At 62.5% G+C, this 24,168-nt stretch carries 25 protein-coding genes; 15 read left to right on the forward strand and 10 right to left on the reverse strand.

The features are described from left to right. The first annotated feature begins 12 nt into the window (after positions 1 to 12). Positions 13 to 1,371 (forward strand): bifunctional UDP-sugar hydrolase/5'-nucleotidase, encoded by a 1,359-nt coding sequence (locus RBH20_RS03905; protein WP_306705707.1) that lies wholly within the window; start codon positions 13 to 15, stop codon positions 1,369 to 1,371. Between the two features lie 32 nt (positions 1,372 to 1,403). After that, the gene (locus RBH20_RS03910; protein ID WP_306705708.1) at positions 1,404 to 1,850 is read left to right on the forward strand and encodes a universal stress protein; all 447 of its coding nucleotides are present in this window, start codon (positions 1,404 to 1,406) and stop codon (positions 1,848 to 1,850) included. Here RBH20_RS03910 and RBH20_RS03915 read toward each other — a convergent pair. Continuing rightward, positions 1,820 to 2,881, reverse strand: coding sequence for a mechanosensitive ion channel family protein (locus RBH20_RS03915; protein ID WP_306705710.1), 1,062 nt, complete (start codon positions 2,879 to 2,881; stop codon positions 1,820 to 1,822). The two genes, RBH20_RS03910 and RBH20_RS03915, sit on opposite strands and share 31 nt — an antisense overlap. A gap of 77 nt (positions 2,882 to 2,958) precedes the next feature. Here RBH20_RS03915 and RBH20_RS03920 point away from each other — a divergent pair, with 77 nt between their 5' ends. Beyond that, a complete protein-coding gene (locus tag RBH20_RS03920; RefSeq protein WP_306705712.1) occupies positions 2,959 to 3,693 on the forward strand; it encodes a proteasome assembly chaperone family protein in 735 nt (244 codons plus the stop codon). A gap of 125 nt (positions 3,694 to 3,818) precedes the next feature. After that, complete coding sequence (locus tag RBH20_RS03925; RefSeq protein WP_306705715.1) at positions 3,819 to 4,013, forward strand: hypothetical protein; 195 nt, start codon at positions 3,819 to 3,821, stop codon at positions 4,011 to 4,013. Between the two features lie 9 nt (positions 4,014 to 4,022). Here RBH20_RS03925 and RBH20_RS03930 read toward each other — a convergent pair whose 3' ends face one another. Together RBH20_RS03930 and RBH20_RS03935 are read right to left on the reverse strand one after the other, a co-directional pair. Then, the gene (locus RBH20_RS03930; RefSeq protein WP_306705717.1) at positions 4,023 to 4,244 is read right to left on the reverse strand and encodes a hypothetical protein; all 222 of its coding nucleotides are present in this window, start codon (positions 4,242 to 4,244) and stop codon (positions 4,023 to 4,025) included. 105 nt (positions 4,245 to 4,349) lie between these two features. Next, entirely contained in the window at positions 4,350 to 5,201 is an 852-nt protein-coding gene (locus RBH20_RS03935) for a translation initiation factor eIF-2B (RefSeq protein WP_306705719.1), read from the reverse strand. Between the two features lie 90 nt (positions 5,202 to 5,291). Here RBH20_RS03935 and RBH20_RS03940 point away from each other — a divergent pair, with 90 nt between their 5' ends. Continuing rightward, on the forward strand, positions 5,292 to 5,723 hold the full coding sequence (locus RBH20_RS03940; RefSeq protein WP_306705721.1) for a type IV pilin: 432 nt from the start codon (positions 5,292 to 5,294) through the stop codon (positions 5,721 to 5,723). A gap of 12 nt (positions 5,724 to 5,735) precedes the next feature. Here the strand turns inward: RBH20_RS03940 and RBH20_RS03945 are convergent, their stop codons facing one another. Then, a complete protein-coding gene (locus tag RBH20_RS03945) occupies positions 5,736 to 6,830 on the reverse strand; it encodes a DoxX family protein (protein WP_306705723.1) in 1,095 nt (364 codons plus the stop codon). 120 nt (positions 6,831 to 6,950) lie between these two features. Here RBH20_RS03945 and RBH20_RS03950 point away from each other — a divergent pair, with 120 nt between their 5' ends. The 4 genes from RBH20_RS03950 to RBH20_RS03965 all read left to right on the forward strand — a co-directional run bounded on the left by RBH20_RS03950 (position 6,951) and on the right by RBH20_RS03965 (position 10,120). Further along, positions 6,951 to 7,430, forward strand: coding sequence for an N-acetyltransferase (locus tag RBH20_RS03950; protein WP_306705724.1), 480 nt, complete (start codon positions 6,951 to 6,953; stop codon positions 7,428 to 7,430). A 39-nt stretch (positions 7,431 to 7,469) separates the two neighbouring features. Then, on the forward strand, positions 7,470 to 8,648 hold the full coding sequence (gene priS, locus RBH20_RS03955; RefSeq protein ID WP_004962717.1) for a DNA primase small subunit PriS: 1,179 nt from the start codon (positions 7,470 to 7,472) through the stop codon (positions 8,646 to 8,648). Next, positions 8,645 to 9,586 carry a hypothetical protein gene (locus RBH20_RS03960; RefSeq protein ID WP_306705727.1) on the forward strand — a complete coding sequence of 314 codons (942 nt, stop codon included), beginning with the start codon at positions 8,645 to 8,647 and terminating at the stop codon, positions 9,584 to 9,586. The genes priS and RBH20_RS03960 overlap by 4 nt, the downstream gene beginning before the upstream one ends. A 102-nt stretch (positions 9,587 to 9,688) precedes the next feature. Then, a complete protein-coding gene (locus tag RBH20_RS03965) occupies positions 9,689 to 10,120 on the forward strand; it encodes a hypothetical protein (RefSeq protein WP_306705729.1) in 432 nt (143 codons plus the stop codon). 37 nt (positions 10,121 to 10,157) lie between these two features. Here the strand turns inward: RBH20_RS03965 and RBH20_RS03970 are convergent, their stop codons facing one another. Continuing rightward, a complete protein-coding gene (locus RBH20_RS03970) occupies positions 10,158 to 11,243 on the reverse strand; it encodes a S1C family serine protease (protein WP_306705731.1) in 1,086 nt (361 codons plus the stop codon). 146 nt (positions 11,244 to 11,389) lie between these two features. Here RBH20_RS03970 and RBH20_RS03975 point away from each other — a divergent pair, with 146 nt between their 5' ends. Both RBH20_RS03975 and RBH20_RS03980 read left to right on the forward strand, forming a co-directional pair. Further along, a complete protein-coding gene (locus tag RBH20_RS03975; RefSeq protein ID WP_014039944.1) occupies positions 11,390 to 11,653 on the forward strand; it encodes a hypothetical protein in 264 nt (87 codons plus the stop codon). 140 nt (positions 11,654 to 11,793) lie between these two features. Next, complete coding sequence (locus RBH20_RS03980) at positions 11,794 to 14,376, forward strand: heavy metal translocating P-type ATPase (RefSeq protein WP_306705734.1); 2,583 nt, start codon at positions 11,794 to 11,796, stop codon at positions 14,374 to 14,376. On the opposite strand, the gene RBH20_RS03985 is transcribed toward RBH20_RS03980, so the two are convergent. Beyond that, on the reverse strand, positions 14,373 to 15,581 hold the full coding sequence (locus RBH20_RS03985; RefSeq protein ID WP_306705736.1) for an ABC transporter substrate-binding protein: 1,209 nt from the start codon (positions 15,579 to 15,581) through the stop codon (positions 14,373 to 14,375). The two genes, RBH20_RS03980 and RBH20_RS03985, sit on opposite strands and share 4 nt — an antisense overlap. A gap of 247 nt (positions 15,582 to 15,828) precedes the next feature. On the opposite strand from RBH20_RS03985, the gene RBH20_RS03990 reads away from it, so the two are divergent. Beyond that, a complete protein-coding gene (locus RBH20_RS03990) occupies positions 15,829 to 16,548 on the forward strand; it encodes a metal-dependent hydrolase (RefSeq protein WP_306705737.1) in 720 nt (239 codons plus the stop codon). On the opposite strand, the gene RBH20_RS03995 is transcribed toward RBH20_RS03990, so the two are convergent. After that, positions 16,545 to 17,897: a hybrid sensor histidine kinase/response regulator gene (locus RBH20_RS03995; protein WP_306705739.1), complete on the reverse strand. Its 1,353-nt coding sequence runs from the start codon at positions 17,895 to 17,897 to the stop codon at positions 16,545 to 16,547. The two genes, RBH20_RS03990 and RBH20_RS03995, sit on opposite strands and share 4 nt — an antisense overlap. 326 nt (positions 17,898 to 18,223) lie before the next feature. Here RBH20_RS03995 and RBH20_RS04000 point away from each other — a divergent pair, with 326 nt between their 5' ends. Then, positions 18,224 to 18,466: a hypothetical protein gene (locus tag RBH20_RS04000; RefSeq protein ID WP_306705741.1), complete on the forward strand. Its 243-nt coding sequence runs from the start codon at positions 18,224 to 18,226 to the stop codon at positions 18,464 to 18,466. Positions 18,467 to 18,700: 234 nt separating this feature from the next. Here RBH20_RS04000 and ilvD read toward each other — a convergent pair whose 3' ends face one another. Beyond that, positions 18,701 to 20,428 carry a dihydroxy-acid dehydratase gene (gene ilvD, locus RBH20_RS04005; protein WP_306705743.1) on the reverse strand — a complete coding sequence of 576 codons (1,728 nt, stop codon included), beginning with the start codon at positions 20,426 to 20,428 and terminating at the stop codon, positions 18,701 to 18,703. A 121-nt stretch (positions 20,429 to 20,549) separates the two neighbouring features. Between ilvD and RBH20_RS04010 the strand changes: the two genes are divergently transcribed. Both RBH20_RS04010 and RBH20_RS04015 read left to right on the forward strand, forming a co-directional pair. Next, positions 20,550 to 21,515 (forward strand): beta-ribofuranosylaminobenzene 5'-phosphate synthase family protein, encoded by a 966-nt coding sequence (locus RBH20_RS04010; RefSeq protein ID WP_306705745.1) that lies wholly within the window; start codon positions 20,550 to 20,552, stop codon positions 21,513 to 21,515. Positions 21,516 to 21,615: 100 nt separating this feature from the next. Further along, on the forward strand, positions 21,616 to 22,719 hold the full coding sequence (locus RBH20_RS04015; RefSeq protein ID WP_306705747.1) for an NADH:flavin oxidoreductase/NADH oxidase: 1,104 nt from the start codon (positions 21,616 to 21,618) through the stop codon (positions 22,717 to 22,719). A gap of 6 nt (positions 22,720 to 22,725) precedes the next feature. Here RBH20_RS04015 and RBH20_RS04020 read toward each other — a convergent pair whose 3' ends face one another. Beyond that, the gene (locus RBH20_RS04020; protein ID WP_306705749.1) at positions 22,726 to 23,736 is read right to left on the reverse strand and encodes a DUF368 domain-containing protein; all 1,011 of its coding nucleotides are present in this window, start codon (positions 23,734 to 23,736) and stop codon (positions 22,726 to 22,728) included. Between the two features lie 106 nt (positions 23,737 to 23,842). Further along, positions 23,843 to 24,094, reverse strand: a complete 252-nt coding sequence (locus tag RBH20_RS04025) for a hypothetical protein (protein WP_306705750.1) — start codon at positions 24,092 to 24,094, stop codon at positions 23,843 to 23,845. Positions 24,095 to 24,168: the final 74 nt, after the last annotated feature.

A 24,168-nucleotide genomic window follows, 5' to 3' on the forward strand; every position in this document is an offset into this window, starting at 1 on the left:
TGCACTGTGGGTGTGAGTCCCCGGATCATCCACTACTCCGACGTGGAGAAGGCGTACGATACTCCCGAGCGAATCGGTCGATTTGCGGGGACAGTGGCCGCCGCTGACGGCCCGGATGCGCTGGTAGTCGGAACCGGGGACAACACCGGTCCGGGAGTGCTGTCGCTGGTCACCGACGGCGAGCAGTCGCTTGACCTCTTCACCGCGCTGACGCCCGCGTTCGAGACGCTGGGTAACCACGATTTCGACCACGGACTCGACGCGACGCGGGAGATTATTGCGAGTTCGCCACAGACGTGGCTGACTGCGAACGTCGAACAGGACGGTGAGCGGTTCGCCCGACGGTTGACCCGACCGTGGGCGAGTCGCACCGTCGACGGGGTGCAGGTCGGCTTCGTCGGTGTCACCAGCCCGGACACGGCCTCGGCCAATCCACAGGCGACGACGCTGACGTTCACGGACCCCGTTGAGGCTGTCAGCGAGGCGGCCACAGCGCTTCGGGATGCCGGGGCGGAGGTTATTGTGGTGCTCTCGCATCTGGGGCAGACTGACGAGAAACTGGCCCATGCCTCCGACGTGGACGTAATCCTCGGCGGACACATCCATGAGCGCCGCATCGACCGCATCGCTGGCACGCTACTTACCAGACCGGGAGCCAACGGACGGGCCGTCGTCGAGGTCGATCTCGCCGGGCCGGAACCGACTGCGAAGTTCCACGAAACTGTTGACGGTCCCGCAGACAACCGCGTCGCCGAGACGATCGAGGACAGACTCTCTGCGGCGGGACTCGATGAAGTCATCGGGCACGTTGAGGACCCGCTGGACCGGAGCAGGGCGACGACCTACGACGGCGAGTGCCGGCTCGGCAACCTCGTCGCGGACGCGTACCGGTGGGCGACGGGCGCAGATGTGTCCCTCCAGAACAGCGGCGGTCTCCGGAACGACATGGTTCCGCTCAATGGGGCGCTGACGGTCGCCGATATGGTTTCTGTCGTCCCCTTCGAGGAACCCCTGACAGTCGCCGAACTGACGGGAGCGGAGCTTCGGACGCTGTGTCGACAGGGAAGCGGGCAACAGGTCTCGTTCGGAGAGTCGGACTGGTGGCACGCCCATTTCAGCGGCGTCGAACTGGTCTGGAACGATGGCACACAAACCATTGAGCGACTGCGGGTCAACGGGCGACCGGTTCGCGACACCGAAACGTACACGCTCGCGACGAGCAACTACCTCTACTACACCGAGTTGGAGTTCCCGGTCCTCACCGACTCCCATCGGGTCAGTGTTGCCGACGTACAGTACGAGGCGCTGGCCGACTACGTCCGCGAGACGGACATCACCCCGGCGGTCGACGGCCGACTCACTCGTCGCTAGCGATTTAAACCTCGGCGCGGTACGTTCCGCCGATGCCACAGGTCGTCGTCCCGGTCAGATACCCACTCTCGGAGAACTCCCGAGCCACGCTTGCGGAGGCCATTCAGATCGCCGACGAAGAAGACGCGGACCTCACCGTCCTACACGTAAATCTATACCAGAACGGCCACCACGTCGACCGGACAGAGCTCAAACGCGCCGTCGAGCAGTCGTTCGGTCACGTCCCGCGAACGCGGTACGTCGTCCGGTCGGGGATGCTGGTGGAAGAAACGATCCTTGATGAGGTTGCTGCACAGGACGCCGATATCGTCGTCATCGGGAGCAAACAGGCGAGTCGCTGGCGACAGATGATCCGTCGGTTGGTTGATGACCCTGATGTCGAACAGTTCCTCCGCGAGGAACTCGATTGCGAAATCGTCACCGCCCAGCCGGATGCCCAGTCCAGCCGTCACTCGTCGCCGAGTTCATCGGGATCCTGACGCGGCGGGACAGGGGAGTCACCAGTGACCGTCTGGGACCGGTCAACGCCGTCAAGTCCGCCCAATCCGTTGGTAAGTGAGACGTTCATCTCCCCGCTGGTGTCGTCGAAGTATAGGTGTGAGTGCGGGTACGCGATCTCGACGCTTGCATCCTCGAGCCGCCGCCAGACGTTCGTCTGGACTCTCGAGCGGGCGGCGAGCAGTTTGTACGGTTCGGTCACCCAGTACCGCAGTGTCAGCAACACGCCGTGGTCGGCGAACTCGTTGATGTACACCGTCGGCGAGGCGGGATACCGGGCCGCACCGACGCGGATGTCCGGGCCGCCGGAGATGACGTTGTCTACTTCCCGGGCCGCCGCTTCGATGAGGCTTCGTGCGACGGCGATGTCACTCTCGTACGTGACCATCACGTCGAGCGACAGCCGTGTCCGTGAGTCTTCCGCCGAGTAGTTGACGACATCCCGCTGGCGAATCTCCCCGTTGGGGATGACGAGAAACGTATTGTCGAGGGTGAATATCTTTGTGTGTCTGAGCGTGATGTCCTCGACGAACCCCCGCTGGCCGGTGTCGACGAGTTCAATCATATCTCCGATCTCGAAGGGCTGGTCAGCCAGCAAGAAGACGCCGGAGATCAGGCCCCCAAGAATCGGGGCCAGCACGACACCAACCACGGCTGTGAACACAGTAACGGAAAGCGCGATGTCGCCCAGTTGCAGGCCGTAAATGCCCAGAATGGTCAGCAACGCGAAAATGTACACACCGGCACGGATGCCGCGCAGCGCCGTTCGAGTGAGACTTGGCCGCCGGAACTGCTGAGCGACACGTCGGCCCAGAAGACGAACGAGAACGCGAGAAACGACGATTGCCAGCCCGATAACGATCAGGGATTTCCCGATGTTGGCAATCCACATCGGAATTTCGAAGGGGAGCAACCCACCAATGTCGGTGGCTACCTCTGTCGCCACCTCCGTCGCGGCTTCGGTCGGCGCTGGAGTGGGTGTCTGCAACGGCCAGGCAGGGCCAAAACGCATGACATGGAATCAATCCTGCCACGAGAAAAGGATTCCCCTCCCGAACTACTTAATCCTCCAACTGTATCTGAACATGTATGTCGTCCAACGATATCTCGGTGGTTCTCTCAGACGACCGGCCACCGGTCGATACCTTGGCGGTCGGTGTCTCGGAGTACGGTTTAGCTGGCCTCACGGCCGTCGATTATCTTGCCGACCAGCAGTCGATGCGCGAAATCGGCCATCTACGGATTCCGGGGCCGCCGTTTATTACTCCCTTCGAAAACGGAACCCCGAGACATCACACGCGGCTATACGTCGACGAATCGGCGTCGTTTGCCGTCTTAGTTGGCGAGCGGTTCGTGCTACCGGCACAGGCAGGGGCTGTCGCCGAAGCGGTCGCGAGCGCTGGCGCACGGCTGGACGTTTCAAACATCACGATGCTCACCGGCGTCCCCATCGCACACGGCCCGGACGACCACGTCCCGTTCTACATCGCAACTCCGGCGTACCAGGAATCGTATCTCGACGACACCGACATCAGACCCATGGGAAACGGGTTCCTCGACGGACTGAGTGCCGAGCTAGTCACGCGTGGAATCGATGAGTCGCTTCCAACCGGTGTGTTCACGACGCCGACCCATCCGCAAGCGCCCGACGTGGCGGCCGCAATCAGACTGCTCACTGCGCTGAAAGAGAGCCACTCGATCCAGATTGACACCGGTCCACTGGAGGACTTCGCTGCGAACATCGAGGCCCACTATCAGGCACTCGCCGAACAGATGGACGCCGCTGATTCCGATCAGTTCGGAGATGACCGAATGTATATGTGAGGGCTAAAGTTTGGCACGTGTGTCCACATTTACTGAGATTTAAACTATACTAATTCCACATTGTGCGTGAACAATCAAACATTCTGCCGACACATTTTTGACCGTACAGCACGTTCTTTTCCTTGATGACCTCCACCGAAATCTACACGACCAGTGCGGTCGATTCAGACCCACCACCACAGACGCGGTCCAAGACATCACTGTTCTGTCCCGACTGCGGTCACGAGAGTGCCGTCACGGGCGACTGGACCACTGAAGCAACCGAGCACAGTTTCCAACTCCAGTGTCCAGACTGTGACACTGTCGTCCAGCAGCGGTAGAGTACGTAATTACCTCTCGTCCTCTGTAGACGAGGAACTTTCAGGGTTCTCAGCAGGCGGGTTCACTTTGATGAACTCAACAACGAGATACACTACTGAGACGATGATCAGTATGAGCAAGAAACCCGCATCCCAAGAACCCTGCAGACTCACACCGACCGTGGCCAGGGTTGCAACGAGTACAGCGGTACACCGGCGGATGGTTTGACGAAGGAGGGCAGTGTCGTCCATACATGCTTATTCACTGCCAGCAACAAGAACCTTCGATCCTGCTTCCCGTTGTTGTGACCCGTCCTGCTGGACAGTGATATTAGAACAAACGTACAGCAGTCCGTCTCAGTACTCGTGGATTCCGTCGTCAGTGACAACGGTATCGAGCAGGTGCGTCGGCGTGGCGTCGTAGGCCGGGTTTGCGATCTCGAATCCGTCTGCCGGCTCCCGGAGCACCTCTGACGGTGACCGAATTTCGTTTTCGAAGGCAAAGGCCCCGTCGACGTACTTCGCGGCGGCCCCGACGACCGTCACTGGAACGTCGTTGTCCGCTGCCGCCGTCGCAATCGGATACGTGCCGATGCGGTTGTACAGCGTGTCGTCGACGATGCAGTCCATGCCGACGAGCACGCGGTCGACCTGTGGCATGAAGTGTCCGGCGGCGCTGTCGACGATGAGTGTCACGTCAACCCCGTCCCGGTCGGAGAGGTGGCGCGTCATCTTTCGACCGAGGAAGCGTGGGCGAGACTCCGTAACGTACACCTCGAAGCTGTGGCCGGCTTCGATGGCGTCGTCGATGGCCGCAAGGACCGTCGAGGAAAAGTCATGCGTCAACAGCACGTCGTCATCAGCGATCTCCGACACGGCACGGGCAGCGGCGCGGTCCTTCGATGACTCCACCGAGTCGATAACGTCGTCGATAGCCTCATTGGTCAGTTCTTTGGCGGCCGCCACGTCGCCGGGCTCCGCGTCTGAGACGGTGTTCACGATCCGGTGCTGAGTCGTATGGAGGGAAGCGTGTGAGGGGTTCGCTCGTCGGAGGGCGCTGCTATTCCGGTCAAGCGAACGGAGGTAATCCTCGACCGTCGGGTACTCCCTGTCAGTCAGGTCCCGGAGCGCCTGGGCAGCTTTGACTGCGACCACGGAGGAACTGTGGGTCTGCATCTCCGAGATCTCCTCGACAGTCTCGTCTATCATACCGGTGGCTGTGAGTTGAACCGATATGTGTCTTCCCCTCGCCGTCGAACAGCATTTAACGCCGTCTCACATTAGGGGTGATAGACGGCTATGGGACAGTTCAGGACTGAGACAGTTGGGATGTCAGAGACCATCGGCGTCGCCGTCCTCATTGGGCTGACGCTACTCGTGACGGCCATGGTTGGGCTGAACGTCCTCGTCATCGAGGACGACGACAGCGGTGGCCCACAGGCGAATTTTAGCTACGACTACGTCGAGGACAACGAACTGCTCATTGTCACACACGAACGCGGCGACGAATTCGAAGCCGGGAACGTCGAATTCGAAGGGCCAAGCAGAACTGTCACCTGGGCGCAGGTGGCAAACCGGGAGCCAGACGCGATGATTGGCCCGGGCGACCTCGCACAGCTGAGCAGCGGTAACGCCTACGAGCGACGAGTGGGCGCCCGGGACACGATCACGATATACTACAACGCGAGCGGAAACCGGACCCAGCTAGATCAGTGGGACGGCGCGAACTGACCTGTCGCCTTCTCAGTCCGTCGAAACGACGGTCTCACGGTCGTTCTGTGCCGGCCGACCAAACCAGTCATCGAATGAGAGCGGTCCAGCACCCATCGTGAACACTGCCGAGGCCATTCCGAACAGCGTGATATGCGCGAGTACCGGGTCGTCTGGTAGCCCGAACAGCGTTGTGGTGAACAGGATAAAGGAGACAGCCGCGGCCCCACGAGTCATGAAGCCGAATATCAGCACCAGACCGACCAGCATCTCAGTTAGGCCAGCACCCAGCACCCACATCCCGGGGTCGACTGGGACGACGGCGGTGAGGTCGTACTTTTCGACGACCAGAAGTGCCTGGCCGGGTTCAGCGAGTTTCTGGAACAGTCCGAGAAAAATGAATGTCACGCCCATTCCGATTCGGATGATGACCGGGACGTACTCACGGTACGGTGCCGTTGTTGCGTCCAGAAACCCCTTGAGATGGTGCACCGGGTCGATGCGCCCGTAGTAGGTCCCGTCGGTGCTGGCGACTCGCTGGAGCATATGGTCCGCGCTCGGGCGGCCACCGCCCAGTATCAGCAGTGCCAGAAACGCCGGCACGTACTCCATGGCGAGAACAACACCGGGGTCAACGCTCAGCGCCCAGCCGAAGGTCACTAGCCCGATCGTGGTGACAATACGGGTCGCGAGCCCGAACAGGAGTGTGAACCCCAGCCCGATAAACAGGATGCGGACGACCGGGCTCGTGGCGGGGTCAAACGTCACCGTCGGGGCGAACAGATACCCCTGAAAACCGGCACCGACGAGTGGCAGTCCCACGCTGAGTCGGAGCATCCACGGGACGAGGTCCGAGTAGCCGACGAGTACGTTCCGGAGGATGACGATGTCCGCAATCGTCGGCCGGACCCAGAGATACGCCGCGAGGCCGCCAGTCACAGCCAGTCCCGAGATGCCGAAAACAGCCGCGTTCACCGGGCTCGACAGTACCGATATCGCAAACGCCACCGCGTCGAGGGCCTCGCCCGGCCCATCTGTCACGTAGTCGACGTGTGCCGCCGCGGGTCGCGAAAGGAGCGCGAGCGCGAGCGCGACGCTGACGACACCACTCGGGAGACGCGTGTCCATGCCTGAGAATTCGTGCGCTGCCTACCTAACCCTGTTCGTCCGGCCCGCGGAACTGGACGGTTGGATACCCCGCTCTGTAGGCGGTGGAATTATATCCACGCCGCCACTACTTATACGGCAGTGAGCGTCAACATCGAGACACAGATCGTCGAACGCGGGGACGACGAACACGTCGACGCGGCGTGGCGGCTCAAGGAGGACATCCGAGAATCCGACGGCGTCCTTCGACAGCGGCGGGGGTTCTTTCGCGACGCCTACCGACGGTCGACCACCTATCTCTACACCGACCGCTCCAAAGACCGCCTCATCGGCTTCGCTGCGGTTCGACGCGACGGCTACATTCTCTTTCTCGCAGTCGATGACGAGTACAGGGGCCACGGCTTCGGCAAGCGACTCGTCGCCCGCGTCGCCGAGGACTACGGCAGCGTGACCTGCCACGCTCGGGCGACGAATCGGGAGGCCATCGGCTTCTACAAACACATCGGCTTCGAGATTACGCGTCGCATCGACAACTACTACGAGGACGGCGGCGACGCCTACTACCTCAAGCTCGGCGAGGACTCGATTACGGACAAACTGTCGAAGTTCCTGCGCGGCTAAGCGAACGCTTTTCAAGGGACCTCCCCAACGAGGTAGCCGATGGAAGAGCGGACCCGCGCGTACCTCCGTGGCCGGTTCGGCGATCACTACCGACAGGCATCCGTAACGCCGCCACCGGCCGCGAACGAACGTGAATGGGGATTCATCCCGTGGACCGAAGGCCCCGGCGAGACGATGGTCCGCCATCGCTCGCTGCTGGACCTCGGCGAAATCGAGGATTTTCTCGGTCGCCGGAAGCCCCGCCACGTCTACTTCTCCGCGGGCCGCTACGACGAACCAAGCGCCTCCACGATGTCGGACAAGGGCTGGCGCTCCTCGGACCTCGTGTTCGACCTCGACGCCGATCACCTGCCCTCCGTAGTACTGGGCGAGGACAGCTACGCCGAGATGCTCGCAAAGTGTAAGGACGCGTTGCGCAGGCTGCTCGACTTTCTGGAAGACGATTTCGGTTTCGATGATCTCACTATCGTCTTCTCCGGTGGCCGGGGCTACCACGTCCACGTCCGCGACGAGCGTATCCGGCACCTGGAGCGGGACGCGCGCCGGGAGGTCGTCGACTACGTTCGTGGCATCGGCCTAGAGTTCGACGAACTCGTCGACGAGGAGTCTGTCGCCGGCACAGCTGGCCGGTCCAGCCCGGCACAGAAGCGGACGCTCTCGACAGAGGGCGGGTGGAGCGCCCGCGCACACCGACATATGCTCGCCGTCGTCGACGACCTGCTCGCGATGGAGGAAGCGGACGCCCTCGACCGACTGCAGGAGTACGACGGCATCGGCGAGGGGAAGGCGACGGCGGCACTGAACGCCGCCCGGTCGAACTACGAGCAACTGGAAGCCGGCAACATCGACGTACATCCGGCGTTCTACCAGCTGGCGAAGATTCTGCTCCACGAGGTCGTCGCAGCAGACAACGCACCGATCGATGAACCGGTGACGACGGACACGAACCGGCTTATTCGCCTTCCGGGCTCGCTCCACGGCGGCAGCGGGCTGGAGGTCCAGCGCATCGACCGCGACGATCTCGACGCGTTCGACCCGCTGGTCGACCCCGTCCCGGAAACCTTCCGGGGCCACGACATCACCGTCGAGGTGACCGACGGCGGCCTCGTCGAACTAGATGGCGATAGCTTTACACTGGAGGCGGGTAATCAGACTGTACCAGAGCACGTGGGCGTATTTCTCATGGCCCGCGGGCGTGCCGAGAAGGGGAAGGAATGAACGTAGACGAGCTCCAGTCCGTCCAATCGCGGGAACGCCAGACCGACCAGCTCCAGCAGCTGCGCGAGACGTTCTACGAGGACGCCGGGCAGTTCATCCAACAGCTCCGGTCGGAGCGCGACCGCGCGGCCGAGCGCGCCGAGGACCCGTTCGACTCGCCCGAGGTCAATCGCCTGACCGACGATATCAAGACCGCCGAGCAGACCGTGGAGGCTGTGTACGAGCGGCGTGTCGGTAAAATTGTCAAGATGGCGTCGCTGGCCGCGGCGGACATGCCGACCGAGGACGACGGTCTCACACAGGAGGAACGGGACCTGTTCGAAACGATGGTCGAGGCCATCGAATCCAACCGGGGCCACGTCCTCGATGTGATTGCGGGCGAGGCTCCGACCGGCGCGGTCGGCGACGAGCCGAACTCGGATGAGAGACAGGCTCCTGACCCGGACCCACACCAAGCAGCAAACGACGCGACAGCCGGCGAGCCCGAGCAGTCGACGCCGGACACCGGCGTTGACGCGGCTGACATGATGGGCAGCCGTGGGGACCAGTCCCCGCCCGCGCCGGACTCTGACGCACCAACGCCGCCGCCCGAGCTGGACACAGGCAGCAATCCCACAGTCGACGGCCAGTCCGAGCCGGCGGACGTGCCGCCCGGCGATGATGTTCCTGTCCCACCAGCCGAACAGAGTGTTGAGTCGCCCTCCGGCCCGGCGGCGGACCCGACGCAGGCTGACGGCGGTACGCAGTCACCAGCCAGTGCTGGCACGGCCGGGGCCGCCGACGTAGACCGGCGGACGGTTCGTATCACGGACGACGTGGGCGAGATATTCGGCGTCGACCAGCGCGAGTACGACCTCTCAACCGACGACGTGGTGACACTGCCGGCCGACAACGCCGACCCGCTGGTCGAACAAGACGCCGCCGAGCCGTTAGAATAAGCCGACGCGACGGGGCTGACGGGCCACTGTGCGAAACGCCGCTGAATACCCTGTTCCGTGGCAGCGGCTGACTATTTATACACGTTCGTTCAGTTGCTACGTATGAACACGCACGTCCGCATCGTTGTCGCCCTGCTTCTGGGCGCGTTTGCGTTTGCTGTCACGACCGTTGCAGTAACCGCTGGCTTCGAACCGCAGATAGAGTTCTCGCTGCTCATCGGCCTTCCTGTGGGCGTGTCGGCCGGCCTGACCGCGCTGTTCGCTGGCTACGTCCTGCTGTGGCACCGCGACCGAGCAGCGGCAGGTGCGGTCCCCGAGCGCGCGGTTCGCCTTCGACTGGCCGCGCTGGCGACCATCATGGACTTCGTCACGGTCACCGCGGCCGGCGCTGGAATCTACGTGTTCGTCGGTGAAAGTCTCGGTATCAGCCTGCTTATCGCGGGACTCCCGGTGACGCTGCCGCTCGCCGCCGCCGTCGGCTACATCGCAGCCGGTGGCGGCCGTAGCGAACAGAGCGAGTTCCAGACGCAGTAATCACCGTCGGGGCAGCAGATCCGGCTGACAACGTTCGTTACGGCTCTGGGCGCGAACCGAGCGTGAGTTCGACTGTTTCCTGTGCACCGTCTCGCTCGACCAGCACGTCAACTGTCTCGCCGGGGCTGGTCTCTAGCGCGAGAAAGCTCCCCAGCGCCTGCCGCGTCGGCGTCGGAGTGTCGTTCATCTGCCTGACCACGTCACCGCCAGTTGGAATCGCTGTCCCCGAAATCATCGTTTCTCCGTCGCTGCCCTGTAGAACGCCCGCCGCTGGACCATCACTGACGACACGGGTGATGTACACCCCTGACCCGGGGTCCAGATTGTTCGCCTCAGCGACCCGCGGCGACACACTCCGGAGTCCAACACCCATATACGGGTGGTCGTAGTCGCCGGTCTGGATGAGTGACGGCACGACGCGCTGTGCGAGCGGGGCCGAAATGGCGAATGCGACGTTGTCGCCGCCGCCCGAATTGATGATGCCGACCACGTCGCCCTCAAGCGTGACGAGCGGGCCGCCGCTGTTGCCCGGGTTAACCGGCGCATCAGTCTGGACCGCATCGGCGATGGAGAAGTTGTTAGCACTCTGGAGCGTGCGGTCGACACCGCTGACAATGCCTGCGGACACTGAGCCGGACAGTCCGAAGGGGTTCCCGATAGCGACGACTTCGGTCCCGACTGTGGGTTCGGTCTCGACAAACGAGAGGGGTGTCACGTCCGGCGTCGCACCGATACGGAGAACCGCCAGGTCGCTGTACACGTCTGAGCCGACGACGGAGGCAGCGCGCCAGCCGGTGTCAGCAAAGCGGACGTAGTACTCGTCCCCGCCCGCAACGACGTGTTCGTTCGTGACGATATGCTCGTCGTCGATGAGGAAGCCGCTCCCCTGCCCACCACGGGAGTCTTCGGCGTACACTCTAATCGAGACGACGGCATCGGCTACCTCCTGATACACGTTGGTGTAGACGCTATCGGACTGTGCGACCGCGTCGGCTGACTCCGACTGAGCTCCGGTGTCACCACCTGAGTCGCTGCCGGTCCCGGGACTCTGACAGCCAGCCGTGGTCGCGACGGCTGTCCCAAGGGCCCCTAACATCGCCCGGCGAGTGAGAGACTGCTTCATACTGGGGCGTGGGTCTGGGCCGCGAAAAAGGCACGGTCAGAACTCTTTACCGCAACCAGAGTGCCTGATTGCCGTGCGCTCTGGCTTTCAGCTCGGTCCCGCAAGCGGGCACAAACTACAATCGTCCCGATAGCATACGGGGGTGCATGGCAGAGGATTCATCGGGAACGAAAACGCCGACACCGGGGTTCGTGTTGCCCGGACTGCGGTGTGGTGTCGAGATGGCACTCGTGGGCACAATCGTGTTGCTCATCGGCCTCCCGACCGAGGAACCGATACGGCTGGGAATCGTCTTCTTGTCCGCGCTACTGGCGATGACTGTAGTACTGTTCTGGGCAGTCGGCCGGCATATGCGGCGCTGGATCCGGTACGCACAGGGGAAACCGACGCGGACGACGCCGTTCGACTGAGGGTCGCTGCTGGCTCAGTCAGCCACACGGTCGATATCGGCCGATTTAATAACGAATCTGAATTTATTTATTAATCAATCCCACTTTGAGCGGTTAATTTAGCAGCTGAATTAATAAGACCGGGTAGCCTAGCACCGGTAATGACGGAGTCCGACAGCTGTTCGAACGATGACGGGTGTGGCAGTGCGAGTGACGACCCTCCTCCAGCAGCGCACTCCCACGATGGGGCCCACGTCGCACAACTGTCCGTCCCAGAGATGGACTGTCCCTCCTGTGCGGGCAAGGTCGAGTCGAGCGTCCGTGAACTGTCTGGCATCAAGGCCGTTGACCCGCAGGTAACAACGGGTCAGCTCACCGTCGAATACGACGAAACCGAGACCGACATGGACGCGATAGCGGCGCGCGTCGAAGCGGCGGGCTACACTGTCGCAGACGACGGCGGCAAGACGTTGCGGTTCGGCGTCCCGGAGATGGATTGTGCATCCTGCGCCGGCAAGGTCGAGAGCGCGCTCGGCGGGGTCGACGGCATCAGAAGTGCCGAAACACGCCCGACTACCGGAACAGTCGTTGTCACATACAACCCGAACGCGACGGCGAAGCGGGACATCGCGGCGGCTATCGAGAGCGCCGGGTACGAGGTTACGGAGACGACGGGCGAGGACGACACGGGGGCCGGTCAGTCGGACGAGAACAACTCGATCTGGACCAGCTCACGGGCGCTGAAGACGTGGGTCAGCGGCGTGTTCGTCGCCCTGGGCCTCGTTTTCTTTCTGGATTTCTTGCTGCCCGGTGCGAACGCGCAAGTCGGACGCGTTCTGGGGACGCCGCTGTACGTCGACGACGTTCTGTTTCTCATCGCGGTAGCGACCGGTGGCCAGGAAATCCTGCGTGGCGGCTACTTCTCCCTGAAAAACCGGAATCTGGACATCGACCTGCTGATGTCCATCGCCATTCTGGGCGCGCTCACCGCGAGCCTGGCTTTCGGCGAGGCGCTGTACTTCGAGGCCGCAACGCTGGCGTTCCTGTTCAGCGTCGCGGAGTTGCTGGAACGCTACTCGATGGACCGTGCGCGGAATTCGCTTGCGGAACTAATGGACCTCTCGCCCGATGAAGCGACGGTCAAGCGTGACGGGGAAGAGGAGGTACTGCCTGTCGACGACGTACAGGTCGGCGATGTCGTCGTCATCAGGCCCGGCGAGAAGATTCCGATGGACGGCGAGGTCATCGACGGAACGAGCGCGGTGAATCAGGCCCCGATTACTGGCGAGAGCGTCCCGGTCGACAAGACCGAGGGTGACGAGGTGTACGCGGGGACGATCAACGAGGAGGGGTATCTGGAAGTGCAGGTCACGGCGGCGGCCAGCGACAACACCCTTTCGCGCATCGTCCAGATGGTCGAGGACGCCCAGTCGAACAAGACCGAGCGCGAGCAGTTCGTCGAGCGCTTCTCAGCGTACTACACGCCGGTCGTCGTCGCCTTCGCCGTCCTTGTGACGCTGGCGTCCCCCGCCGTATTCGGGGTGGCTTGGTCGACCGCTGTCGTGCACGGCCTGACGCTGTTAGTGTTGGCCTGTCCCTGCGCGTTCGTCATCTCGACGCCCGTGTCGGTCGTCTCAGGTATCACCAGTGCCGCGAAAAACGGCGTGCTCATCAAGGGTGGCAACCACCTCGAAGCGATGGGCGCGGTCGACGTGGTCGCCTTCGACAAGACGGGCACGCTGACAAAAGGCGAACTGACCGTCACCGACGTGCTTCCACTGAACGGGAACACCGAAGCCGAGGTCTTGCAGTGCGCCCGCGGACTCGAACAGCGGAGCGAACACCCCATCGGCGAAGCCATCGTCGCGGAGGCGGGAACGACCGGCGTCGAAAGCGCCGACGTCGATGACTTCGAGAGCATCACTGGCAAGGGCGTCCGGGCGGACCTCGACGGGACACCCCACTACGCCGGGAAGCCGGGGCTATTCGAGGACCTTGGCTTCGATCTCTCACACGTCCACGCCACCACCGATGGTGGCGTTGTCACGAAAACGGCCCAGCAACTCTGTGAGCGCAACAACTGTCTGGACCTGCTGGAAGACGCCGTGCCCGAACTTCAGGCTGAAGGGAAGACGGTCGTCATCGTGGGCACGGACGAAGAGATAGAGGGTGTCATCGCCGTTGCCGACGAGGTGCGCCCAGCGGCGAAAGCCACCGTCTCACGGCTCCGGGATCTGGGCGTCGAGCGGACGGTGATGCTTACCGGTGACAACGAACGCACCGCGGGGGCTATCGCCCAAGAAGTCGGTATCGACGACTATCAGGCCGAACTCCTGCCTGACGAAAAAGTCGCCGCTATCGATGACCTCGTCGCCGAGTACGAAGACGTTGCGATGGTCGGGGATGGTATCAACGACGCACCGGCGTTGGCGAGCGCGAGTGTGGGCGTCGCGATGGGGGCCGCCGGCACGGACACGGCGCTTGAAACGGCCGACATCGCCCTGATGAGTGACGATCTCTCGAAGCTCCCGTATCTGTACGAACTGGCGAACGACGCTAACGGCGTCATCCGGCAGAACATCTGGGCCAGCCTGGCGGTCAAGGCCGGGCTCGCGCTCGCTGTGCCGTTCGGCGTCGTTCCCATCTGGGCCGCTGTGTTGGCCGGCGACGCCGGGATGACAACGGCTGTGACCGGGAACGCCATGCGGCTCTCTCGGGTTCGGTCCGAAAGCGGCGACGGTTAGATCTCGCCAGCGCGAATGTCCGCGATTCGCTGGCGGTCATACAGCGTCTCTTCCTCGTCGAACTCGTCCGGGAACAGCTGTTTTGCGGCGCGCTCTGTCTTCGAGAGGTTGATAATCGGTCCCTGATACATCCCGCCAGCCGGGTACACAGCGCCGTTCTGCACGGCAGTGAGCTGGCTTGCTGTGTCGTGGTCCTGCAGAAATGAGCGGTACGTGTCCTCGAATGCCGCATCTGTACGATGGGTATCCGTGTACAGCATCAGCACCTCCGGATCGATCTCAAGAAGCGGCTCGTAGTCGATTGTCCCCCGATCAGAGGTGAAGCTCTGGATCTCACTCCCGGCGAGCGCGTCGCTCACACCCAGGTCGCGCCAGTGCTTGTACGCCGTCCGGTCCCCGAGCCGGTACGGATAGAACGTCTCCGGCTCGATTGACCCTGGTGAGAGGAGCGCGATCTCCGGGCGCTGGTCTTCCGGGGGGAGCCGTTCCTTCAATCGGTCGAGGAACGCTTCGTGGAGATTCGAGAGTGCCCGGAACCGGTCCTGTCGCTGGAACACTGCGGCTACCTTCTCGGTCGCTTCGTACAGGCTGTAGTACGGATAGTCCTCGTGCCAGGAGTACGTCGAGAAACTGGTGTTCCCACAGAACGGGCCGACGCGTTCGTGCATCTCCTCGACGTCCGACCGGCCCCAGTTCGGGATGAGATTCGCCATGTAGTTGGGGTCGATGAAGTGAACACCGGCGTCGATTTCGAGTAGCAGTTCCTTCGAGATTCCATCCTGCCACAGTGAACTCATATCGCTTTTCGACGGCGAAAGTCCCGGAACGTCCTCGTAATGCCACGTACGGTACTCCCCGGTGAGAACGACTGCACTGGGTTTGGTCAGGCCGAGTGCGACGCCCATATCGGCCCAGCTGGCGTTTTCTGCGACCCACGTCTGTGGCACTGTCTCGAACATCACCTCCCCCACTGGTTCGACGGTGACGCGATAGGGTTTATCGGTGGCCGCCGTCTCCGTCGGTTTGGACTCCGTTGCTGTTGTTGTGGTCGTTCCCGTGGTAGTCTCCGAGTCTGTCGAATTCGGCGGGTCTGAGCCGCTGCTTCCCGTACACCCAGATAGCAGTCCACCAGCGATGACCGTGCCGCCGCAGGCGACGTACTCGCGTCGTGTCAGCTCCGACTGGTCATTTGAGTTGCTCGGCATGATTTTAGGCTAGCCTAAAAATTATAAAACGACTTCGGTTCCCGTCCCCAGAGCGTTCCCCATCGAAGCACGGTACGGGTTGGGCCTGTGTAACGGACAGACAGAGAATACTCTGAAAGACTTTTCGGATACCCATCATGACTGACTGCTGCCTGCGATGATAGCTGGGCACCGGTCTCTGGATCGAACACCACGAGGCTCGTCCACTGTAATATTAAGTAGACGCCACGAGTAGCGTGTATCCGGTATGGAACTCACATGGTACGGCCATTCGACGTGGCACGTGACAGTTGACGACACCGAATTGCTCATTGACCCGTTTTTCGATAATCCACACACAGACACCGATCCCGAGGAACTGGACCCCGACTACGTGCTGTTGACCCACGGTCACGCCGACCATATCGGCGACGTGGACCGCTACGAGGGGTGTGGACTCGTGGCAACGCCGGAAGTAGTCGAGTACTGCGAGGACAACTTTGGCGAGTTCGACGCCGTCGGCGGCATGGGGATGAACCTCGGCGGCACCGTCGAGATCGGCGACGCCTTCGTCACGATGCACCGGGCCGACCACACCAACGGCATAGACACCAGCTACGGTACCAGCGGCGGGATGCCGGGCGGATTCATCATTTCCGACACGAAGCCGACGCAGGTCAGCGACGCGGAGTCGACGACGTTCTACCATGCCGGCGACACCGGTCTCATGACTGAGATGCGCGATGTCATCGGTCCGTTCCTCGAACCGGATGCCGCGGCGGTACCAGTCGGCGACCACTTCACGATGGGGCCGATGCAGGCCGCCATTGCCGTCGACTGGCTGGACGTCGACCACGCGTTCCCGATGCACTACGATACGTTCCCGCCCATCGAAATCGAGACGCAAGACTTCGTGAACGAGGTCAAAGGCACCGGAAGCGACGCCGAGGTCCACGTCCTTGACGGCGACGAGACCTTTGAGCTTTAATCGGGTCGTTCCACGTCGGTTACGGTAAATCGCGCCCCGCCGTCCTCGCTGTCATCGACGGACAGCGACCAGCCGTGTTCTTTTGCGATCCGATTCGCGATATAGAGTCCGAACCCGCTGTTTTGCTTCTCTGATGCGTACCCCGCCTCGAACACCCGCTCTGGTGGCGAGACATCGACGCCGGGCCCGTCGTCCGCAACGAAGAATCCCGACGACGTGGCCCCAACGCGAATCGCAACATCGGGGCCGCCGTACTCAACGGCGTTCGAGAGCAGTATCTCAAGAAACAGTCGCATCGACTCTGCGTCCGCCAGCAGTCGCCTGTCAGATGTTACTTCGAGCGACGCGGCTTCGAGCGACAGCGAACTCCATACGTCCCAGACGACCGTCGAGAGCCACTGCTGTTCGGGCTCGAACGTCGGCGAGTCACTTGTGGCCAGCGAGACGACTTTATCAACAATCCCAGAGAGTTGGTCGATAGAACGCTCGACTGCGTCGATATGCTCGTCGTCGGCCTCAACCTGCGAGAGATGGCCGGTCGATACCTGAAGTTCGTTTCGGAGTTCGTGTGCGGCCAGCAACGCCACCTTCCGGAGGCGTTCGTTCTGCTGCCTGAGGAGCCGTTCGTGCTCCTTCTGGTCAGTGACATCCTGCGTAATGCCAATGAGGCCGGCCAGTTCATCGGTTTCGTCGTACCAGGGGACCTTCGACGTTCGGAGGTGTTTCCCCATTGACGGCGAGAACTCGTGGACGTCGAGGATGTCGGTCCCGTCGTTGATTACCTGTAAGTCGTCGCCGCGTGCCGCATCCAGATACGTCGCCCCGGCGGGGAGCCCGTCTTCGTCTCGCCGGCCAAGCAGTTCTGGGGGTGCGTACGAAGAGTCGTTGAGCAACAGATAGTGCCTGTCAGTGTCTTTTACGTACAGGTGTTCGGAGTTTCGTTCGAACATCGTGGCGAGAATCGTCTCCGGCCGGGACGCCGGTCGTGCGGCCATTGTCTCGCTGTTTTCGAGTGCCGCACCGATTGCGGCTGCCAGTTCCGGCGATCCCAGATTGTCCGCAGCGACCGTTTGAATATGGTCTCCGCGGTCCGCCGCACTGCCATACATGATCACTGGGAGGTCCGGATAGAGGCCGGTAGCTGCCTCCGCCAGATGGCCGCCCGCCATCCCCTCACACGTCACCGGAACGACGAGGCAGTCAACCGCAGTACGTAGCAGTGTCGTATCGACGCAGTCGGGCTCGGTCGTATCAACTACGGCGTCAATTGCTGCCTGTTCAAGTGCCGCCTGTAACTGCTCTCCGGCAGCAGTCTCGGCAGCGACGAGGAGGACAGTCGGCGGGGACATCAACACGCCCACGATTTGTACTGTGATTGTAAATAGGTTTAGTAGTCATGATAACGCTGCAACAGGACGCAACAACGGGACGAGCCCCTGTGACCAATACTGACTAGCGCCGTCCGCAGTGACAGGTCGTCTTCTGTGTTGGCCCGCTAACTGGGCTGGCTGGTCGCTATACAGCACTCTCGTATCACGATGGCTGTCCTCAAACTAGAGAACTGTGTGGTGATTGCCGAGAGGAAGAGCCGTCGACAGGATAGCCGATACCCAGTAATGATACCCAAGTGAAAGGATTCACAACAACCGAGTATCCGGACAGCGTATGGGCAGGTGTGTCCGAAACGTACGTGTGTGCCCGATGCCAGGCCGGCGTCGAGCGGGACTTCGAGGTTCGGTCGATCATCAGGACCTGCAGCGAGTGCGGCGAGAACGAACGGTTCCTCCACAGGTCGCTGGTCGAGTCGCTCTCTGCAATCGCCGCTGAGAACCGGCCGGACGGCTGGGACCAGATGACACTGGACGAGCGGTTCGAAGCGGCGCTCAAAGAGGGGCTCATCACGGTTACACGGAAATAAGTCTGTACTGCCGCGCTGACGGCTCCCTTCGGTCCGGTGAAAGGTCCGACTACCGTCGGCTTCTCAGTCTACTTTGCGCCGGGATTCGTCACCGCACCGCTAGCCACCCGCCTCTTTCAGCGTCCCCCTTCCTCGCGCCATCGGCACTTCGGGAGGGGCCCTCGAAAAACGTGGGCGAAAAAACCGGATCTCACTCCACACGGTCCAGTGAAATGTCCGTTTATTGTCGGTTTCTCACTCCCACTTTGCGCCGGGGTTCGTCACCGCACCGTTGGCCGCGGAGCCGAAGTCGTTGTGATACTTCGCCAGCACGCCGCTGTCGTACGTCGGTTCTGGGTCGTAGTCTTCGAGGCGCTGTTCCATTTCGTCCTCTGTGAGGTCGACCGACAGTTCGTGGTCGTCGATGTCGATAGTGACGGTGTCGCCGTCCTCCAGAGCGGCGATTGGGCCGCCAACGAACGCCTCGGGTGCGACGTGACCGATAGAGAAGCCGCGGGTCGCGCCGGAGAAGCGGCCATCAGTGAACAGCGCCACGTCCTCGGCGTGGCCCTGGCCGGCGACGGCCGACGTCACGCCCAGCATCTCGCGCATACCGGGGCCGCCCTGTGGCCCCTCGTTGCGGATACAGATCACGTCGCCGGACTCGACGTGGCCTTCCTGCACGTACTCCATGGCTCCTTCTTCCTGTTCGAACACGCGGACCGGTCCCTCGTGGTGGAGGTGGTCCTCGCCGGTAATCTTGATGACCGCGCCGTCGGGCGCGAGGTTACCCGAGAGGATGCGGATCGCACCGCGTTCGTGGATCGGGTCCGCAACAGTATTGAGATAGTCCACATCGAGGTCCTCGACCGTTGGCGGGTCGATCTGTTCGAGTTCCTCCGCGATTGTGTTGCCCGTGACCGTGAGTGCATCACCGTGGAGCAGGCCGGCGTCGTTCAGGGCCCGCAACACGACCGGGACACCGCCGACCTCGTGGAGGTCGTTCATGACCCGCTCGCCGCCAGGCTGGAGGTCGGCGATCTTGGGCGTCCGGGCGCTGATTTCGTTGAACGTCTCGATATTGAGGTCGATGCCGGCCTCCGCCGCGAGCGCAAGCAGGTGAAGGACGGCGTTGGTCGAACCGCCGACCGCGACCTGCAGAGCGATGGCGTTCTCGAAAGACTCGCGGGTGAGGAAATCCGAGGGGCTACGACGTTCCTGCACCACCTCGACGGCGAGTTCGCCGGCTCGGCGGGCTTCCTCGTAGCGTGACTCGTGTTCGGCCGGTGGAGAAGCCGACCCAAGCGGCGCGAAGCCGAGCGCTTCGGAGATAGATGCCATCGTGTTGGCGGTGAACATCCCACCACAGGAGCCCGCACCGGGGCAGGCATGACGTTCCATCTCGTCGAGTTCGCCTTCGCTCATCTCGCCGTCGGCGACTGCGCCGACGCCCTCGAAGACGTTCTGGATAGTGACTTCCCGGCCGTCGTGCTCACCGGGCATGATCGACCCGCCATAGAGGAAGACGCTCGGCAGGTCCGTCCGGATGGCGGCCATCATCATCCCGGGCATGTTCTTGTCACAACCGCCGATGGTGACGATACCGTCCATGCGCTCGCCGAAAGTGACGAGTTCGACCGAGTCGGCGATTATCTCACGGGAGATGAGCGACGCCTTCATTCCCTCGGTCCCCATTGAGATGGCGTCTGAGATGGTGATGGTCCCGAACTCGATTGGCATCCCCTCGGTGTCGTCGATGCCGTCGTAGGCGGCGTCGGCCACATCGTCGAGATGGACGTTGCACGGCGTGATATCGGCGGCGGGGTTCGCGACGCCGATCATCGGCGAGGAGAGGTCCTCATCGTCGTAGCCCATCGCGCGGAACATCGCACGGTGGGGGGCTTTCTCGTACCCCTCCGTTACCTCGGTACTCCGCAGGTCCGGGTCTTTTTCCGGACGTTCTTGCCGCTCCTGATTGCTCATATTTCACCGTGGCCATGGGCAACCTTAAATAACTTGTACTCGCGCTAACGTCCCACATAGAAGTACGGCGAAACCCACCGGTGACAGCAGGTTCTTTTCCGTCGGGGACCTCCGCTGCGATATGCCGACGGTCACGACCGCCGCGCGACTCCACTTCGGGTTTCAGAACCTCTCGCTTGCCCACGAGCGCCTTTATGGGGGCGTCGGGCTTGCCCTCGATGAGCCGCGGCTGACCGTCGAGGCGACACGGGCCGACACGGTGCAGTGCGACGACCCGGCGACTGAGCCGTACGTCCGGCGCGTCGTCGACGTGCTTGACGTTCCCGGTGCTGCTGTCTCCGTCAAGGAGCGGTTCCCGCGACACGTCGGCCTCGGGAGCGGCACACAGCTCTCGCTGGCGACGCTCATTGCCGTCGTTCGGGCCTACCACCGGACCGCTGACGCACGGACGTACGCGCCGCAACTGGGACGGGGTGGCCGGAGCGGCGTCGGCGTAGCCGCGTTCGAGTCAGGCGGGTTCATCGTCGATGGTGGTCACCCGACGGAGCGGTTCACAGCAGAGCCACCGGCGGAGGGAGATTGGGACGTGCCGCCGGTGCTGGCCCATCACGACGTGCCTGCACACTGGCGTTTTGTCATCGTCGTTCCAGACACCGATCCCGGCCAGAGTGGGAGTGCGGAAGACCAGAGCATGCGGCAGGCCGTCGAGCGTGCCGACCCCGGCATTGCCGACGAGATTTCGACGTTACTGACTCGCCGGGTCCTCCCTGCGATTGCGACCAGAGACCACGACGACTTCGGGCAGGCCGCGGCGCGGCTGGGCCGACTCAATGGTGCGTGGTACGCTGACGAACAGGGCGGGGTCTACCGCCCGCCCGCCGGTGCGCTCGTCGATTCACTGGCAAGCGCCCCAGTTATTTCAGGGGCCGGCCAGAGTTCTTGGGGGCCAACCGTCTGGGGACTGACGACAGCGGATTACGAATCGGAGGCCCGCGAAGCGGGCGTGCTGGCACTCGATAGGGCTGATGTCGACGGAACAGTTCGCGTCGTCGCGCCCAGTAACACTGGTGCCTCGCTGACTGAATAGGCTGCCTTGCGGCGGGGCCGTTCAGTATGAGCCACCGGAACTAACGACGACTCTTGCAGCCGCCAGTGCGGTTATCCGTCTCGCCAGCGAACCCTCATCGATGACTGCACTGTTCTCACCACTGGAACTTCGCGAGACGACAGTCCCGAATCGCGTCATGGTCTCTCCAATGTGCCAGTACTCCTGTGGGGCCCGCGACGGCCTCGCCACCGACTGGCATCGGACACACCTCGGCTCTCGTGCCGTCGGCGGTGCAGGTCTGGTCATGACTGAAGCGACTGCCGTCGAAGCTCGCGGTCGCATCTCTCCGGAAGACCTGGGTATCTGGAGCGAGGAGCACGCAGCGGCACTCGAACCGATTACGGAGTTGATCAGCGAACAGGGCAGCGTACCGGGCATTCAGCTGGCCCACGCTGGCCGGAAAGCATCCATCGAACGACCGTGGGATGGGCACGACCCGCTCCAGTCCGACGACGGCGGTTGGGAGGTCGTCGGCCCGAGCGACGACCCGTGGCCGTACGAGGACGAAGAGGCCCCACCGACGACAGCACTCGACCAGGACGGTATCGAGGCTGTCATCGATTCGTTCCGTGCCGCCGCCGAGCGTGCACTCGACGCCGGCTTCGAGGTCGCGGAGGTTCACACCGCCCATGGCTACCTCCTGCATCAGTTCCTCTCACCAGTAACGAACCACCGCGAGGACGACTACGGCGGTGACTTCGAGAGCCGCACGCGACTGACACGAGAGGTTACCGCCGCTGTCCGCGATGTCTGGCCTGACGACAAGCCGGTGTTCGTCCGTATTTCGGCGACTGACTGGCTCCCCGACCGCGACGCATGGACTGTTGAGGACTCCGTGCGCCTGTCGGACCGACTCGCTGACATCGGTGCGGACTTCATCGACGTGAGCGGCGGCGGTATCCACCCCGAATCCCGCCCCGATTACGCCGGCCCGAACTACCAGCTTCAGTACGCAGAGCAGATTCGACAGGAAACCGAGTCGGATATCGCCGTCGGCGCTGTCGGCGGCATCACGACGCCCGAACAGGCGGAGGCCGTCATCGCCAACGACCGGGCCGATATGGCTATCGTCGGCCGTGAACACCTCCGGGACCCGTACTTCGCGATGACTGCTGCGAAGGAACTCGACGCGACAGATGAAATCGAGGGGCCGCCGCAGTACCGCCGCGCCTGGGGCTTCTGACGGAGGTCAGACTTTATCGAGGTCGAGGTCGACGGCGTACCAGTCGAGCACGAGCAGGAAGACCGCGCCGACAGCACCAGCGGCGACGAACGCGATGAGAACATCCGTTGAAAAACCCACCTTCTCCTGAACTTCCACGACGGGGGCACGCAGCGCGCCGACGACAAGCGCGACGAGAAACGCGAGCGTGGCCCGGCGGTTGTAGGCAAGCGCCCGACGGACAACGCGCGCAATGGTGAACAAGCCGACGAGCCCGCCGAGAATGAACGTCACGACCGGCACAGCGGTCGTAGTCACGTCTTCGGTTGGGCCGCCAGTAACGAGCGCGATGAGTGCGTCGACGAACTCGCTGAGGGCCGTCGACATGCGGGTATACTGGCCGAGGATGATGAGCAACAGCGACCCCGAGATGCCGGGCAGAATCATCGCGCTGACGCCGATCATGCCGGCGACGAAGACCAGTGCGAGGCCGCCACCATCTGTGGCGGCTGTCGACACCCCGGACACGTAGAACGCGAGGAGAAAGCCGACGACGCCGGCCCCTATCTGGAACGGGGAGTCGACTGTGAGACTTCGCAGTAGCACTATCGCTGAGGCGGCAATGAGCCCGAAGAAGAATCCGAAGAGGAGTGCCGGCGTTTCCTGGCTGGCGATGTGAACGATGCGCGTTACGATGACAACGGCGGTGGCGACGCCAGCGACCAGCGCGAGGAGGAACCAGATATCTATTTCGAGAAGTTCCGAAAACGCGCCACGGATATCGACACCGCCGTCTACGGGAGCGAGTGCGCGTAAAAACCGAAGTATCCGTCCCGGCGTGAAGGCGGTAATTGCGGCGATGAGTCGCTCATAGACCCCGGCGATAAGCGCGATTGTCCCGCCAGAGACGCCAGGGACGCCGTCGGCACTGCCCATACAGAGGCCGATGAGAAACGTTCGAAGCCACGCACGAAGCGGCGGCACCGAGCCCCGAATGGTCGGCAGGTCGCTCGAGTCTCGGTCAGGATGGGTGGTCATCACTGAACGCTTCCAGCATCACGCTGAAATCCCTTGTGGAGTTGCGTCGTGTCATGGAATCATCACAACGACGGAACAAGGGCTGGACAGGCAGTCCGCGACAGCGTTAGCTCCGCTGTGATAGCGTGAGCACGCCGTTCCTGAGTGTCTGGACTGCGTCAGCGGCCGGCAGATCGATGTCGAACTCCGTCTGGAGGTGCGGGGCGTCGACGGCAACGACGGCTTCCGTTCCAATTACATCGACTGTCACGTAGTCGTCGCTAACCTGAAGTGAGTTGAGGTCGACGGCAACCGTCCAGCCGTCATCGTGGTCGGTGTGCGAGACGTGTAGCGGCGACCGTTCAGTTTGTGCGTCCATTCGTCATCCATGAGTACGTGTTACATACATAAAGGTCCCCGTTCGGCGCGTGCCAAAGAGCACAGTGCAAGACA

This window comes from Haloarcula sp. H-GB4 (genome assembly GCF_030848575.1).
GTDB lineage: Archaea > Halobacteriota > Halobacteria > Halobacteriales > Haloarculaceae > Haloarcula.

What these genes read in the sequence shown, in the direction of transcription:
- RBH20_RS03910 (WP_306705708.1), top strand. Translation starts at nt 1,404, where the DNA reads ATGCCACAGGTCGTCGTCCCGGTCAGATACCCACTCTCGGAGAACTCC.
- RBH20_RS03915 (WP_306705710.1), bottom strand. Translation starts at nt 2,881, where the DNA reads ATGCGTTTTGGCCCTGCCTGGCCGTTGCAGACACCCACTCCAGCGCCG.
- RBH20_RS03920 (WP_306705712.1), top strand. Translation starts at nt 2,959, where the DNA reads ATGTCGTCCAACGATATCTCGGTGGTTCTCTCAGACGACCGGCCACCG.
- RBH20_RS03925 (WP_306705715.1), top strand. Translation starts at nt 3,819, where the DNA reads ATGACCTCCACCGAAATCTACACGACCAGTGCGGTCGATTCAGACCCA.
- RBH20_RS03930 (WP_306705717.1), bottom strand. Translation starts at nt 4,244, where the DNA reads ATGGACGACACTGCCCTCCTTCGTCAAACCATCCGCCGGTGTACCGCT.
- RBH20_RS03935 (WP_306705719.1), bottom strand. Translation starts at nt 5,201, where the DNA reads ATGATAGACGAGACTGTCGAGGAGATCTCGGAGATGCAGACCCACAGT.
- RBH20_RS03940 (WP_306705721.1), top strand. Translation starts at nt 5,292, where the DNA reads ATGGGACAGTTCAGGACTGAGACAGTTGGGATGTCAGAGACCATCGGC.
- RBH20_RS03945 (WP_306705723.1), bottom strand. Translation starts at nt 6,830, where the DNA reads ATGGACACGCGTCTCCCGAGTGGTGTCGTCAGCGTCGCGCTCGCGCTC.
- priS (WP_004962717.1), top strand. Translation starts at nt 7,470, where the DNA reads ATGGAAGAGCGGACCCGCGCGTACCTCCGTGGCCGGTTCGGCGATCAC.
- RBH20_RS03960 (WP_306705727.1), top strand. Translation starts at nt 8,645, where the DNA reads ATGAACGTAGACGAGCTCCAGTCCGTCCAATCGCGGGAACGCCAGACC.
- RBH20_RS03965 (WP_306705729.1), top strand. Translation starts at nt 9,689, where the DNA reads ATGAACACGCACGTCCGCATCGTTGTCGCCCTGCTTCTGGGCGCGTTT.
- RBH20_RS03970 (WP_306705731.1), bottom strand. Translation starts at nt 11,243, where the DNA reads ATGAAGCAGTCTCTCACTCGCCGGGCGATGTTAGGGGCCCTTGGGACA.
- RBH20_RS03975 (WP_014039944.1), top strand. Translation starts at nt 11,390, where the DNA reads ATGGCAGAGGATTCATCGGGAACGAAAACGCCGACACCGGGGTTCGTG.
- RBH20_RS03980 (WP_306705734.1), top strand. Translation starts at nt 11,794, where the DNA reads ATGACGGAGTCCGACAGCTGTTCGAACGATGACGGGTGTGGCAGTGCG.
- RBH20_RS03985 (WP_306705736.1), bottom strand. Translation starts at nt 15,581, where the DNA reads ATGCCGAGCAACTCAAATGACCAGTCGGAGCTGACACGACGCGAGTAC.
- RBH20_RS03990 (WP_306705737.1), top strand. Translation starts at nt 15,829, where the DNA reads ATGGAACTCACATGGTACGGCCATTCGACGTGGCACGTGACAGTTGAC.
- RBH20_RS03995 (WP_306705739.1), bottom strand. Translation starts at nt 17,897, where the DNA reads ATGTCCCCGCCGACTGTCCTCCTCGTCGCTGCCGAGACTGCTGCCGGA.
- ilvD (WP_306705743.1), bottom strand. Translation starts at nt 20,428, where the DNA reads ATGAGCAATCAGGAGCGGCAAGAACGTCCGGAAAAAGACCCGGACCTG.
- RBH20_RS04010 (WP_306705745.1), top strand. Translation starts at nt 20,550, where the DNA reads ATGCCGACGGTCACGACCGCCGCGCGACTCCACTTCGGGTTTCAGAAC.
- RBH20_RS04015 (WP_306705747.1), top strand. Translation starts at nt 21,616, where the DNA reads ATGACTGCACTGTTCTCACCACTGGAACTTCGCGAGACGACAGTCCCG.
- RBH20_RS04020 (WP_306705749.1), bottom strand. Translation starts at nt 23,736, where the DNA reads ATGACCACCCATCCTGACCGAGACTCGAGCGACCTGCCGACCATTCGG.
- RBH20_RS04025 (WP_306705750.1), bottom strand. Translation starts at nt 24,094, where the DNA reads ATGGACGCACAAACTGAACGGTCGCCGCTACACGTCTCGCACACCGAC.